The sequence below is a fragment of the Holzapfeliella sp. JNUCC 80 genome (genome assembly GCF_053667655.1).
Genome location: NZ_CM132205.1, coordinates 554207 through 567531, shown reverse-complemented (window position 1 = coordinate 567531; position 13325 = coordinate 554207). Strand labels below are relative to the sequence as shown.

Below are 13325 nucleotides of genomic sequence, written 5' to 3'. Positions count from 1 at the left end.
GCAATCTCTCCTATAAACTATCTGTTAAAATATTGTGGTTTGTATAAACATCAATATCAGCTGCGATATTGATTGCTTCTTTTGCGATTTCTTCAGCTGTCATTTCACTACTGTGACGAGTCATTGCAACTGCAGCTGCTTGGGCAAAGTTACCACCTGAACCAATAGCAACAACGGCTTCATCTGGTTCAATCACTTCACCATTACCTGAAATCATTAATAAGTCATTTTTATCAAAAGCAATTAATAACGCTTCTAATTTTTGTAAGGTAGGGTCTTTACGCCAGTCTTGTGCAAGTTCAACGGCGGCACGTTTTAAATCGCCACCAAAACTTTCTAATTTTTTTTCCAACCAGTCTTGTAAAGTAATCGCATCGGCTACACCACCAGCAAATCCAACAACAACTTGATTGTTGTAGATACGTCTGATTTTGTGTGCTGATTTCTTGGTGATAAATTTTTCACCCATTGTAATTTGTCCATCACCTGCAATAGCAGTTTGGTTATTATGTTTTACGGCACTAATTGTTGTCATTAGATGCACCATCCTTTGCTTGATTTCTTTGGAAAAACTTCTGATAGTCCTTTTGTAAATGATCCATTGTGACATGCGTATAAATTTGCGTCGTCGACAGTGATGCATGTCCGAGTAACTCTTGAACTGTCCTCAAATCTGCACCATGGTTTAATAAATGCGTCGCAAAAGTATGTCTTAACATATGGGGATGCATATCAGAAGTTAGTGCTGTTTTATTAATTAGCTCTGATAGGATATATCTTATACCTCGAGATGTCAATTTCTTCCCGTATTGATTAATAAAAACATAAGAATGTGTTTGATGGTATTTAGTCATCAAGTCCCGTCTAGCTTCGTGAAAATAATCTTCCAAAGCGTTTTTGGCATGAAAGCCAAATGGGACATACCGATCTTTATTTCCTTTACCATGAACTAATATAACACGCATATCAAAGTCTATTTGTGACGTGGTCAACTCACTCACTTCACTCACACGCATCCCTGTAGCATAGAACAATTCTATCAAAGCTGCATTACGCTGTCCAAGTGGTGTGGTTTTATCTAGTGAATCAAATAAAACTGCCATTTCATTTTCGTAGAAAAATCGTGGCAGTTTTTTTTCGTTTGAACGTAGTGTAATCGTTTCGAACGGATTTGCCTCAACAACTTTGTAGCGAATTAAATAATAATAAAACGAGCGTAATGATGAAATGCGACGAGCTATTGTTTTTCGCTGGTAACCTGCATCAGACATATCAGCTAGAAAAATCTCAGCATCGCGCAATCGAACAGCCTCATACCCTTCAAAACCGCCATTGTTCTCCAAAAAAGTCGTAAAGTTCTTTAAATCTTCTTCGTAAGCATCAATGGTATGTTCAGAGTAGTGGCGCTCATTTCTTAAATAATTAAAGTATCGTGTTGACCAATCCATTTAAAAACCTCTTATTTTTGTGCTTCTTCTTCATAGTCCCCATTAGGACAAACAACTTGTGTCCCACCCTTAATTTTCTTTTCAACTAAGAAGTGTTGATCGACTGGACAAAGTCTTGTTAATGGTTTATCCCATGACACAAACTCACATTCAGGGTAACGTGAACAACCATAAAAAATACGGTTACGTTTTGACTTGCGTTCAATGACTTGTCCTTTGCCACAAGTTGGGCACGGAACACCAATTTCTTTAACAATCGCTTGAGTGTTACGGCAATCTGGGAAACGTAAGCAAGCATAAAACTTCCCATAACGTCCCATTTTAATTACCATTGGTGCTCCACAAATTTCACAATCAAATCCTGCAGGTTCATCTTTGATTTGGATTTTTTCAATCTTTTCATCGGCGTTAATTAGTTCTTTTTCAAATGGGCGATAGTAACGGTCAATAACATCGGTCCATTGTTCTTTTCGCTCTGCAATTTCATCTAAGTCAGACTCTAATTGCGCAGTAAAATCAATATTAACGATGTCTGGGAAGAATGTTTCAATTAAATCATCAACAATTTCACCCAATTCTGTTGGTTCAAACGCACGACCATTTAATTTAACGTAGTAACGTTTTTGAATAGTGTCGATAGTTGGTGCATAAGTGGACGGACGTCCTACACCATTTTCCTCAAGAACTTTAACCAATGTCGCTTCACTATAACGTGCAGGTGGTTGTGTAAAGTGCTGACTTGGGTTGATTGCGTTTAATTTAACTTGTTCACCTTCTTTTAAAACAGGTAACTTCGTATTTTTCTTGTCAGTATCTGTTTTATAGACTTTGGTAAACCCTTCAAATTTCATCTGAGAACCATTTGCTCTAAAAGCAACCCCGTTTTGTGTTAAATCTGCACGAACAGTATCAAAAACAGCTGGTGTCATTTGACTCGCCACAAAACGCGACCAAATCAATTGATACAATCTAAATTGATCACGAGAAAGCACTTCTTTCAGGCTTTCTGGTGTACGCATAACTGATGTTGGACGGATAGCTTCGTGGGCGTCTTGACTGTTTTCTTGTTGTTTTGCCTTCTTAGGATTGTGAGAAGCGTATTCTTCACCGAATTCATCGTGAATAAATGTTCCAGCTTCGTGTTTAGCTAAAGTTGAAATACGAGTTGAATCAGTTCTCATATAAGTGATTAACCCAACAGTACCTTCTTTTTTACCTAAGTGAATTCCTTCATATAATTGCTGCGCAATCATCATTGTCTTTCGTGTTTTAAAGTTTAAACGCTTGTTGGCTTCTTGTTGCAAAACACTAGTTGTAAAAGGTGCTTGTGCATTTCTTTTACGTTCTTTTTTAACAACTTCTTGAATATCGAACAGTTGTTCTTTATCCACTTTTTTCAAGATTTCTTGTACATCTTTTTCATTTGACAATTCTTTTTTCTTGCCATCTAAAGCTTGGAAAGACGCATCAAACTTAGATTTTCCTTTGGTAAATGTTGATTCAATTTTCCAATATTCTTGTGGATCAAATTGCTGAATTTGCTTTTCTCGATCAATGACAAGTTTCAAGGCAATTGATTGCACTCGTCCAGCACTCAATCCTTTTTTAACCTTACGCCATAAAATCGGACTGATTGAATAACCCACTAGTCTGTCTAAAATACGACGAGCTTGTTGTGAGTTCACAAGGTCCATATTAATTGCTCTAGGTTCTTTGAAGGCATTCTTAACAGCATCTTTTGTAATCTCGTTGAAAACAACACGGTTCTTTTCTGTTGGATCTAATTTCAAAATATGAGCTAAGTGAAAAGCGATGGCTTCCCCTTCACGGTCCGGGTCGGCTGCCAAATAAATATTTTTAGCCTTTGAAGCAGCTTGTTTCAATTTTTTGATTGTATCGCCTTTACCTCTGATGGAAATATACTTTGGTTCATAATTATTGTCGACATCAATCCCCATTTGTGATTTCGGTAAATCTCGAATATGTCCCAGACTGGCAATGACTTTATAATTGCGACCCAAATACTTCTCAATTGTCTTTGCTTTTGCTGGTGACTCAACAATTACTAAGTTTTTCTTAGGCATGATAAGCCCCTTCCTATGCGTTCAGTGAAAATCGTAACTAGCATATTCTACAAAAAACCGAATGTCAAATAATTTTTAATACTAGCATTAGCAAAGCTGGCCCATATTTGAAAATAATAACGGTGTCGCACCACTTTCAATCAACTCATTTGTCCCTTGTGAAAGCTTGCTAGTAATTGGTCCCGGAATGGCAAAAACATTGCGGTTTTCTTGCAAGGCTAAATTAGCTGTAATTAAAGAACCGCTTTTTTGTCTGGCTTCTGAAATAATGATATTTTGGCAAAGTCCCGCAATAATTCGATTGCGCTCTGGGAACCGATATCGAGTCGGTGGCGTATCAGGTAAATATTCAGAAACGAGTAAACCAGACTGCTTAATTTCATCAAATAATCCTTCATGGGATTTTGGATAGCAATGTCTTAACCCATGTCCAAGTACGGCAATCGTCTTGCCACTTTGCGTTAATGTTTGTCGATGGCAAAAGCCATCTACCCCTTTAGCTAAACCACTACAAGTTGTTTGGTTTTGTTTAACTAAGTGTGCGATAACCGGACTAAGGCAGTCTTCACTATACTGCGAAGAAAATCTCGCACCAACAATCGAAGTTATTGGTGTTTTCAAAAGACGTTTATCGCCCTTTAAAAACAATAATACCGGTGGATGGTACACTTCTGCTAACTGGTCAGGGTAATCTTCGTCAAGTAGACTGATAACGTCACAAAAGCGCAGTACCTGCGTCACTTGATAATCTAGGTGACTTGAGTACAAAAGCTTAAGTAATTTTTGCTTGATTAATTGAATCTCTAAGGTTTGGTCGAGTAGTTCGACAAACTCGGTTTTAGATGTACATTCGGTAAGTAGGGATGCCACTAGTAGATTCTGTTTGTAAGTAAATTGTTTTGAAAGTTGCATTTTTAATAAATATAGGGTTTTATTCATTTAACTAATCCTCCTATTTATTAAAATACGCAAATTATAGATATTCCATGACAGGTGAAAAAGTTTTTCGATGGATAGGTGTTGCTCCTAGTTGTTTTAGCCCAGTAAGATGTTTTTGTGTACCGTATCCAGCGTTGTGTGAGAAATCATATCCTGGATAAGCCTGGTCATAAGTTATCATGAGGCGATCACGAATCACTTTAGCTACAATGCTGGCAGCCGCAATTGAGTTACTCTTAGCATCACCTTTAATCAACTTAGTTTGTGGAATATCCACTGGAATAACCATCGCATCAACTAATAGATGATCCGGCGCTTGTTGCAAGTTTAAAACAGCGTCTTTCATAGCTAACCGTGTGGCTTGATAAATATTGACTTCATCAATCACTTTTTCGCTTTTAATACCAATACTGACATCAATTGCTTGATCTAAAATCTGATAAAACAATGATTCTCTTTTTTCAAGGCTAAGTTGCTTTGAGTCGTTGACTTCAATTACGTTAAAATCATGTGGCAAAATAACAGCTGCACAAACAACAGGTCCTGCAAGAGGCCCTCTTCCGACCTCATCAACACCTGCTACTTGTCTCGCATTACCTTGCCAAAGTTGTCTTTCATAGTTAAATCGTTCGTCAAAAGCTTGCTTGAGCTGTTGCTGTTTTAACAGGCGATTTTGGTAGGACTTTAGCGCTTGCTGAACACCTTTTCTAGTATCTTGTGCTAGCTCTTTTAGAACTGCTGGTTCCACTTCATCAGTTTTCAACAGTTGCTTAATTTCACTAATTGTCATGATCAACCTCTTTTAAGAAATCAAAGGTGATTTGACCTAGTTTTAGTTTACGAACTTGTTGAATAAAATGGTAACTATAGCGGTCATAGTCGTCTCTGAATCCAAATTTTTGAGTCATTGTCATCAATAATTCTGGTAAATTATCATCGAATTCAATCGTATTAAGGTATTTATCCAACTGTTTAGGATAAAACGCATGTAAGTAATCTAATAAAAATAGCGCAACATCATCAAATTGGAAAACAGTTTCCTTGATAGAACCAATTGCAGCCAGTTTCATTCCTACCTCTGGATCTTCAAATTTAGGCCACAAGATACCTGGTGTATCTAACAATTCAATTTGCTGGTTAACCTTTAACCAGTTTTGATTTTTAGTAACGCCGGGTTTATTTCCAACAACTGCCACGTTTTTACCCACTAAACGATTTAAAATGGTGGATTTACCGCAGTTTGGAATTCCGACACAGATAGCACGAATTACCGGGTTTACAACACCCTTTTGAGTTAATTTTTCGATTTTTGAAGCACTAGCTTGCTTGATTGCTTTTAACAATTCAGGTAATTTACTGTTGTGTTTTGAATCTAATGATACAACGACTGTTGTGTCATTTTCGTAATAATTTTTCCATCTTTTAGTTAATTTAGGGTCTGCTAAATCACTTTTATTTAAAACTATTACTTTAGGCTTGTTCTCTGTTAATTTTGCAACGACTGGGTTGCGAGATGATTCAGGAACACGTGCATCTAAGACCTCAATAACAACATCTACTAAGCTTAGACGCTCTTCAATTTGGTTCTTGGCTTTGTTCATATGTCCTGGATACCAGTTAATTTTTTGCATGAATAATACCTCCAAAAATAATTAAAGGTGATGCATTATGCATCACCTTTTTGTTTTATACATTTCCCATTTGGCTGAGATAGTTTTGAAAAGCCTCATCAAAGACACTCATTTCTAAAACGTAATCCCCGCTGAGTTCCAAGTAATCTGAAAGCTCATCATAATCTTCAGATAATTTAGGAAAATCATGATCTAAGAATGCGTTTTGTGCAAATTGTGCAATAGGATCATGAGAGCCTGGATGACGCTGTGTCATTAAATATTGATAAAAACTTTGTCGCATAAATTAGCCTTCTTAATCTTCAGTATAGTAGATAATAGCGAATGCACCAAGACCTGTGTGTGTTGCCACAACAGGTGTTGTTTCATATGACAGAACGGGAACATCGGGTTTGATTTCATGCATTTGATCTTTTAGCTCGTCCATTTGATCTTTGATGTCAACGTATGAAATACCGATACTTTTAACATTTTCGTTCTTAATTTTTTCTAAGCGGTCATTAATGAATTGTTTAACAACTTTCTGTCCACGTCCGCGACCAACGATGTCTAAATTACTGTCTTTCACTTCTAAAACAGCTTTAATATTTAGCATTGTGGCAATACGTCCTGTCACTTTACCTAGACGACCACCTTTGATAAGGTTATCCAAGTTAACAACCACTAGTTGTAATTGTGTATTTTGTCTAACCTTGTCAATAATAGCTAGTGTTTCATCAAGTGATTTACCGGCTTCAATTGCTTCAGCAGCTTCAAGAACCTGAAAGGCTAAAGCACGATCGATAAAAGTACTATCTACAACATGAATTTTGTCAGGGTTAACCATTTCAGCAGCTTGACGAGCAGAATCTACGGTTCCACTTAAACTTTTGGTCATCGTTAACACTAACAGTTCACTACCGTCTGCCATCAGTTCTTCAAAAACCTCTGCGAACTGCCCAATAGGGGGTTGACTTGTTTTTGGCAAATCTTCACTTTCTTTCATTTTTTGAACGAAAGTTTCACGGTCAATATCAACACCATCAACGTAACTTTGACCATCGATTGTAATGGTTAATGGGACAACTGTAATATTATGCTTTTTTATTTCTTCATCTGTTAATTGGACAGATGAGTCAGTAACTATTTTTATTTTTGACACAATCTATTCTCCTAAATATATAAATTATAGATAATGAATTACTAATGTGATACGATAATATTAGTATTTTACTGTGTTAAGTATAACAGAAAATAAAAATTCTTTTTAGTTTTAAGGTGAAAAAATATGGAATTAAAAAAACTATTTCAAAAACCAGAACACGTTTCAAAGAGTTATAACATTCTCAATGAAGTCTTTGGTGCTGTAACTCATGGAATTGGTGTTCTGCTGTCAATTGCCGGTTTGGTCCTTTTGATTATTAAAGCCGCACAAACAGGAGACCCACTGCGCATTGTCTCGTTCATTGTTTATGGTTGCTCTCTGTTAACTTTATATCTTTGCTCTACCCTTTATCATTCACTATCTTTCACAAGAGCAAGACATGTTTTTAGAATATTTGATCATAGTGCAATCTTCATTCTAATTGCTGGTTCTTACACGCCATATACATTAGTAGCTATTGGTGGCGCTAAAGGATGGTGGATGTTTGGAGCAGTTTGGTTCCTTGCTATTTTTGGAATCATCTACAAAATTTTTAATTTATCAAAACATAAAATCATTGATGTTTTACTATACATCGGATTAGGTTGGGTTGTTTTACTTAGTGGTAGCGACCTTTACTATCGATTAGGAACAACTGGTTTCTGGTTATTACTATTAGGTGGAATCACCTATACAGTAGGTGCTTTAATCTATAGTATGAGAGGCATTCCTTTCATCCATGTTATCTGGCATGTATTCGTCATGATTGCTTCAATTTTGATGTATTTTTCAATTTTATTTTATGTCTAAAACAAAAAGGCAAGTTACATTCGTAACTTGCCTTTTTTATTATCTTCGTGATCTAATGGTTGGTGCTTTATAACTTTTAGGATTACTTTTATAGCTTTTAGTTGGCTGTTTATAGCTCTTCGTATCTGTCTTATATGATTTAGATGAAGTGCTACTCTTCGATTTTTGAGCTGTTTCTTGTTTACTATTCTTAATAATTTTTTCACTAAAATTCTTGCTATTTGACTGTTTTGCGCGATTAGTATTAGTGGTCGTATTTTGATTGTATCTGGGATAGTTGACGGAATTATGATTCGTATTGAAGCGATTAGACATCAGTGAGCTGATAAGCATGTAATTTAGTATAGTTGAACCAAATGAAGACTGATGGGGCTGCTGAAAAGACATATTGTTTCCATATGAAGGCTGCGTCCCGCTTGTTGTATTACTAACAACATCTTGATGATCCAGCTCAGCGGAATCTAAATCGACGCCTGTAGTACTTTGAGGTGAACTAGCTTGCTGCTGACTATAATTGCCGCCGAACAGATTATATAGTGCTGCTCCAGCTAAAATAACAACAATAAAAATACCTACAGTTTTTAATTTTTTCATGATTAACTCCTCAATATAAAGTAGCTTCAATTTTACCACACAAAAAGAAGAAGTATAGTAATCTATACTTCTTCTTTTATATCTTCATCTGTATACACAAAGGTGATACTTGCCTTTGATTGCACCGTTTTTTCATCACTTATAACCGTGGTTTGAGAATCTTTTTGTACTTTATTTAATAATTCCTGTTTTTCTAAGCGTAATCTTTTCTTTTCTTGATTTCGTTTAGATTTATCCGGTATTTTATTAATTCTGGTTAACTCGTCTTCAAACTCCGGCTGCGGCTTTTTTTTCTTTTTCTTTTTTTGATTCATAGCATAGACATTTTGAACTTCCTGGTTATATTGGTTAATGCAAATAGCAAACAAGGCTAAGCATGCTCCTAAAACAACAATTAGACCTTTCACTTTCCTATCCCCTAAAATCCTCACTACTATACTCCCCTATATATTATTTATAAGAAGTATGATAACAGAAATAAGCAAGATAAACCATTATAATTTTAAATAAATTTAATAAATGGTTTTTGGTCTAGTTTATAAAATATATGTTCTTTAAACTAGACTTAATCGTAAAACAACAGTAGATACAACGCTAAACCTTAAACATTAACGCCGAAAGCTCCTACAAAAGATAAAATAATACAAACAATAAAGGCAGTATTATGTATTATCCTCTCTCTTTTTTATTCAATTAAAACAGGTACCTCTAATTATTACATCAAACTTAACTATACTACCCTACAAAAAAGGTTCTAAAATCAACTGATTTTAGAACCTTTTTATTATTTTCTTTTATAAATTAAATAATTATGTGGATATTCATTCTTATCATCCACAGGACCTTCTTCTTTTGAGATTAACTCATAATCTGAATAATCAATTTCAGGCATATGGGCATCACCTTCAAAAGTATGATGAATCTGTGTTAAGTAAAGTAGATCAACATCATCAAGTAATTGACGATAAACTTGAGTTCCACCAATTATAAACACAATATCTTCAGACATGCCACGCAAACTGCGTAACAATTCATCTTTATCATTAAAAACTTCAACACCTTCGTGAGACCAATTTTTATCTCGAGTCAAGACGATATTTTTTCTGGCTGGTAAAGGTTGAATATTCAAGCTATCAAAAGTGCGGCGTCCCATTACAACAGGATGCCCTTTAGTTGTATCCTTAAAAAACTTTAAATCCGCTGGCAAGAACCAAGGGATATTCCCGTCTTTTCCAATCAGATGATTTTGATCTTCAGCCCAAATAAATGCTAGTTTTGACATAATATTATACCGCCACAGGTGCTTTAATCGCACCTTGTGGTTCATATCCTTTCAACTTAATATCTTCTACTTCAACATCAAAAATACTTTTGCCATTCAAATCAAGTTCCAATTGAGGACCTTCATTTGGCGTGCGACTCAATTGTGTTTCAATTTGGTTGAAATGGTTTTGATAAATATGTGCATCCCCAAACGTATGCACGAATTCACCAACTTCAAGACCTGTTTCGTGTGCAATTAAATGCGTTAAAAGTGCGTAACTCGCAATATTGAACGGCACACCTAAAAAGATATCACCACTACGTTGGTAAAGCTGACAAGACAACTTTCCTTCACGTACATAAAATTGGAACAAGGTATGACAAGGTGGTAATGCCATACTTGGCACGTCCTCAGGATTCCAGGCACTAACAATCAAACGTCTAGAGTTAGGATTTGATTTGATTTGTGCAATTACATCTTTAATCTGGTCAATAAAACCACCTTCTCTAGTTTGCCATTTACGCCATTGTTTACCGTAAACGTCACCTAGATTACCGTATTTTGCAGCAAAATCGTCATCTTCTAAAATACGATCTGTGAATTTTTTCTTTTCTGCTTGATAAACTTCGGCAAATTCTGCATCTTCTTGTGAACGAAGACCGAAATCAGTCATATCTGGTCCTGTATAGTCATCACTTTTGACATAACTTTCAAAAGCCCACTCATCCCAAATATGATTATTATATTTCAATAGATATTGAATGTTAGTGTCCCCTTTTAAAAACCATAGCAATTCACTTTTGATTAGTTTAAAAGGGACACGCTTTGTTGTTAGAATTGGGAAATTTTCAGTCAAGTCAAAACGCATTTGATAGCCAAAAATACTCTTTGTTCCTGTTTTGGTACGGTCATCTTTAAAATGACCCGTTTCCATTACATGTTTTGCAAAATCTAGATATTGTTGTTCGTTTTTATTCATGGAAATCTCCCAATTCAATATAATTTTTGATAGCTTTTAAATCATTTTCTAATTCATGATTCAAAATAGCCTCTTCAACCTCATACAAAATTTGACCAATAGCAGGACCTGGTCTTAATCCTAAGTCTTTAATCAAAATTTTGCCATCAATGGCTAATTCATCACGTGATTTAATCAATAATTGCTCATAACGGTCAACTAATAAAGTGGCATTGACTTCTTCACCAAACATTCGCATTAAATCAATTGTCTGTAATAAAGTTGTTAGTCCATAGTGATAAAGTTGACGGTTAGTTGGTTCTTTCACCATCATGATGTCAAACAGCTCAACAACAGCCAATACTTCTTCTTTCACCTTATTAGAGTTCTTCCACTGTACTAAGAACTTTCTGATTTTTGCCAAAGGTAATTGACAAGAAACCGCAATCATAGACCAAAAAACAACTTCATTAGCTGGTAAGAAGTTAATGCCTAATAAGCGTCTTAGTTCAGCTTCATAGACATTAAGCACAGGAACTTGTTCAAATAATTTGAAGTCGATAAAACTTGCAAATCCTTTTTTGAATCCCTGTCCTAGTCCAAGTTTTAAGAATTCATCACGAACACGTTCGACTGCAATTTTAGATAACAGTTCATGATGTTCAATAATGGCTTCTTTAGTCTTTTGTTCAATACCAAAATCCAACTGGCTTTGGAAACGAACCGCACGCATCATTCTTAAAGCATCTTCATGAAAACGTTCACTTGGATTACCAACAGCTTTAATCACTTGATTATCTAAGTCGTTTAACCCACCAAATAAATCAACAATTTCACCAGTTTCATCCATTGCTAGTGCATTAATTGTAAAATCTCTTCGTTTTAAGTCTTCAGTCAAGCTTTTAACAAACGTCACTTTATCAGGACGTCTAAAATCTTGATATTCAGATTCTGTTCTGAATGTTGTCACTTCATAAGTTTGCTTATTTTCAATAACAGTCACGGTACCATGTTCTATCCCAGTATCAACTGTCTTTTTGAAAGTTTGCTTAATCTCTTCAGGATAAGCACTTGTTGCAATGTCAATATCATTAATTGGGCGGTTGATTAGCAAGTCACGAACTGACCCACCAACAAAATACGCCTCAAACCCATTATCTCTTAAAGCTTTTAAAATCGGGGCAGCTTCTTCAAATAATTCAGGTAATTTTTCTACTCGCATAATCGTCGTCACCTCTTACGTTGATAGATTTATATTATCAAAACTGGTATGCTTTTCAAAGAGCCGATTCTTTATTAGGGGGGAATTTTATGAAAAGAATAAATCTCTATCGTACGTTGGTTGACCTGTTCATGATTACTTTGGGAACATTTACATATGCTTTTGGAATAGTTGCGATTAACATTCAAAACAACTTAGCTGAAGGTGGTTTAACTGGGATTACGTTGATTATTCGCTATTGGTTGCATGTTGACCCTGCCTATTCAACAATTATCTTGAATATTCCAATTTTGATATTGGGTTACTACTTCCTAGGTAAAAAAGCTATTTTTTATACCTTATGGGGAACAGCATCCCTTTCAGCAGGACTTTGGGTCTGGCAAAGAACTTCTCTTGCCACCGCCATTAACCTTGATCACGACTTATTTATCTCAGCTCTTTTAGCTGGACTTTTTGCAGGGGTTGGGCTTGGTATCACCTTCAAGTTCGGTGGAACTAGTGGTGGTGTCGACATCCTAGGTAAAATCCTTGAAATCAAAAAAGGGATTTCCATGGGTAAATCACTACTACTATTTGACTTATTTGTACTTTTAGCTTCACTCAGTTACCTAGATGTCAAACACATGATGTACACACTTCTTGTTTCGTTTGTCTTCTCAAAAGTTGTGAACTTCGTACAAGATAGTTCCTATAATGCCAAGGGAACTTTTATTGTCTCCGAGCATTATACAGAAGTAGCTGAAGCTATTAAATATAATTTGGATCGTGGTGTGACATTTATGGATGCTGAAGGTGGCTATAAAAATCACAAAAAGAAAGTCATCTACTGTATTGTTCGACCAAATGAACTACACAATTTGAAAACGGTTGTTCATGAAGTCGATGAAGCAGCTTTTGTTTCAATATTTGATGTTAATGAAACCATCGGAAATGGCTTTTCTTATCAGCCACTAAAGAAAAAACGCTTTTTTAAAAAAGCAAATTAAGAAGTCTTAGAGGCTTCTTTTTTTAGTTAAGTATTAAATTAATTATCAAAACATGCTAGCATTAGATTAGATGTAGTGAAGGAGTACTTACATATGAAAGATAGCCCTAAAATTATTAAAATTTCTACACTTAGCACCCTAATTTTGCTAGTAACTTATTTGATACTGAGCTTTTTTGATTGGCACAACCCAACAGCTGACACTGTAATTGGTCTACTCTTTGGTTTTCTCTTTCTTTTTAATCTAGTTCTTTTTATTAGACAAAT

General features: G+C 35.5%; 15 protein-coding genes. 2 read left to right on the top strand and 13 right to left on the bottom strand.

All coding sequences use genetic code 11. From position 1 onward, the window contains the following. Positions 1 to 10 precede the first annotated feature (10 nt). The 8 genes from hslV to JNUCC80_RS02850 form a co-directional block, all read right to left on the bottom strand. Complete coding sequence (hslV, locus tag JNUCC80_RS02885; RefSeq protein WP_454142735.1) at positions 11 to 535, bottom strand: ATP-dependent protease subunit HslV; 525 nt, start codon at positions 533 to 535, stop codon at positions 11 to 13. Next, on the bottom strand, positions 522 to 1448 hold the full coding sequence (xerC, locus tag JNUCC80_RS02880; RefSeq protein WP_454153279.1) for a tyrosine recombinase XerC: 927 nt from the start codon (positions 1446 to 1448) through the stop codon (positions 522 to 524). Before xerC ends, hslV begins: the two co-directional genes overlap by 14 nt. Before the next feature lie 11 nt (positions 1449 to 1459). Continuing rightward, the gene (topA, locus tag JNUCC80_RS02875) at positions 1460 to 3532 is read right to left on the bottom strand and encodes a type I DNA topoisomerase (protein WP_454153277.1); all 2073 of its coding nucleotides are present in this window, start codon (positions 3530 to 3532) and stop codon (positions 1460 to 1462) included. A gap of 87 nt (positions 3533 to 3619) precedes the next feature. Further along, on the bottom strand, positions 3620 to 4471 hold the full coding sequence (gene dprA, locus JNUCC80_RS02870; RefSeq protein WP_454153275.1) for a DNA-processing protein DprA: 852 nt from the start codon (positions 4469 to 4471) through the stop codon (positions 3620 to 3622). Positions 4472 to 4505: 34 nt separating this feature from the next. Further along, a complete protein-coding gene (locus tag JNUCC80_RS02865; protein ID WP_454153273.1) occupies positions 4506 to 5261 on the bottom strand; it encodes a ribonuclease HII in 756 nt (251 codons plus the stop codon). After that, complete coding sequence (ylqF, locus tag JNUCC80_RS02860; protein ID WP_454142745.1) at positions 5251 to 6102, bottom strand: ribosome biogenesis GTPase YlqF; 852 nt, start codon at positions 6100 to 6102, stop codon at positions 5251 to 5253. Before ylqF ends, JNUCC80_RS02865 begins: the two co-directional genes overlap by 11 nt. 55 nt (positions 6103 to 6157) lie before the next feature. Beyond that, complete coding sequence (locus JNUCC80_RS02855) at positions 6158 to 6385, bottom strand: YozE family protein (RefSeq protein WP_454142747.1); 228 nt, start codon at positions 6383 to 6385, stop codon at positions 6158 to 6160. A 12-nt stretch (positions 6386 to 6397) separates the two neighbouring features. After that, positions 6398 to 7243 (bottom strand): DegV family protein, encoded by an 846-nt coding sequence (locus JNUCC80_RS02850; protein ID WP_454142749.1) that lies wholly within the window; start codon positions 7241 to 7243, stop codon positions 6398 to 6400. Between the two features lie 126 nt (positions 7244 to 7369). Between JNUCC80_RS02850 and trhA the strand changes: the two genes are divergently transcribed. Next, entirely contained in the window at positions 7370 to 8035 is a 666-nt protein-coding gene (trhA, locus tag JNUCC80_RS02845; RefSeq protein WP_454153271.1) for a PAQR family membrane homeostasis protein TrhA, read from the top strand. A gap of 39 nt (positions 8036 to 8074) precedes the next feature. On the opposite strand, the gene JNUCC80_RS02840 is transcribed toward trhA, so the two are convergent. From JNUCC80_RS02840 to JNUCC80_RS02820, 5 genes are all read right to left on the bottom strand, one after another. Further along, a complete protein-coding gene (locus tag JNUCC80_RS02840) occupies positions 8075 to 8629 on the bottom strand; it encodes a hypothetical protein (protein WP_454153269.1) in 555 nt (184 codons plus the stop codon). Positions 8630 to 8691: 62 nt separating this feature from the next. Continuing rightward, positions 8692 to 9036: a hypothetical protein gene (locus tag JNUCC80_RS02835; RefSeq protein ID WP_454153268.1), complete on the bottom strand. Its 345-nt coding sequence runs from the start codon at positions 9034 to 9036 to the stop codon at positions 8692 to 8694. A 377-nt stretch (positions 9037 to 9413) separates the two neighbouring features. Further along, complete coding sequence (locus tag JNUCC80_RS02830) at positions 9414 to 9911, bottom strand: dihydrofolate reductase (RefSeq protein ID WP_454153267.1); 498 nt, start codon at positions 9909 to 9911, stop codon at positions 9414 to 9416. 4 nt (positions 9912 to 9915) lie between these two features. After that, positions 9916 to 10872 carry a thymidylate synthase gene (locus JNUCC80_RS02825; RefSeq protein ID WP_454142770.1) on the bottom strand — a complete coding sequence of 319 codons (957 nt, stop codon included), beginning with the start codon at positions 10870 to 10872 and terminating at the stop codon, positions 9916 to 9918. After that, positions 10865 to 12073 carry a CCA tRNA nucleotidyltransferase gene (locus tag JNUCC80_RS02820; RefSeq protein ID WP_454153266.1) on the bottom strand — a complete coding sequence of 403 codons (1209 nt, stop codon included), beginning with the start codon at positions 12071 to 12073 and terminating at the stop codon, positions 10865 to 10867. The genes JNUCC80_RS02825 and JNUCC80_RS02820 overlap by 8 nt, the downstream gene beginning before the upstream one ends. Positions 12074 to 12162: 89 nt before the next feature. Between JNUCC80_RS02820 and JNUCC80_RS02815 the strand changes: the two genes are divergently transcribed. Continuing rightward, complete coding sequence (locus JNUCC80_RS02815; RefSeq protein WP_454142774.1) at positions 12163 to 13059, top strand: YitT family protein; 897 nt, start codon at positions 12163 to 12165, stop codon at positions 13057 to 13059. Positions 13060 to 13325: the final 266 nt, after the last annotated feature.

What these genes read in the sequence shown, in the direction of transcription:
- dprA (WP_454153275.1), bottom strand. Translation starts at nt 4,471, where the DNA reads ATGAATAAAACCCTATATTTATTAAAAATGCAACTTTCAAAACAATTT.
- hslV (WP_454142735.1), bottom strand. Translation starts at nt 535, where the DNA reads ATGACAACAATTAGTGCCGTAAAACATAATAACCAAACTGCTATTGCA.
- topA (WP_454153277.1), bottom strand. Translation starts at nt 3,532, where the DNA reads ATGCCTAAGAAAAACTTAGTAATTGTTGAGTCACCAGCAAAAGCAAAG.
- trhA (WP_454153271.1), top strand. Translation starts at nt 7,370, where the DNA reads ATGGAATTAAAAAAACTATTTCAAAAACCAGAACACGTTTCAAAGAGT.
- JNUCC80_RS02815 (WP_454142774.1), top strand. Translation starts at nt 12,163, where the DNA reads ATGAAAAGAATAAATCTCTATCGTACGTTGGTTGACCTGTTCATGATT.
- JNUCC80_RS02855 (WP_454142747.1), bottom strand. Translation starts at nt 6,385, where the DNA reads ATGCGACAAAGTTTTTATCAATATTTAATGACACAGCGTCATCCAGGC.
- ylqF (WP_454142745.1), bottom strand. Translation starts at nt 6,102, where the DNA reads ATGCAAAAAATTAACTGGTATCCAGGACATATGAACAAAGCCAAGAAC.
- JNUCC80_RS02840 (WP_454153269.1), bottom strand. Translation starts at nt 8,629, where the DNA reads ATGAAAAAATTAAAAACTGTAGGTATTTTTATTGTTGTTATTTTAGCT.
- JNUCC80_RS02830 (WP_454153267.1), bottom strand. Translation starts at nt 9,911, where the DNA reads ATGTCAAAACTAGCATTTATTTGGGCTGAAGATCAAAATCATCTGATT.
- JNUCC80_RS02820 (WP_454153266.1), bottom strand. Translation starts at nt 12,073, where the DNA reads ATGCGAGTAGAAAAATTACCTGAATTATTTGAAGAAGCTGCCCCGATT.
- JNUCC80_RS02865 (WP_454153273.1), bottom strand. Translation starts at nt 5,261, where the DNA reads ATGACAATTAGTGAAATTAAGCAACTGTTGAAAACTGATGAAGTGGAA.
- JNUCC80_RS02825 (WP_454142770.1), bottom strand. Translation starts at nt 10,872, where the DNA reads ATGAATAAAAACGAACAACAATATCTAGATTTTGCAAAACATGTAATG.
- xerC (WP_454153279.1), bottom strand. Translation starts at nt 1,448, where the DNA reads ATGGATTGGTCAACACGATACTTTAATTATTTAAGAAATGAGCGCCAC.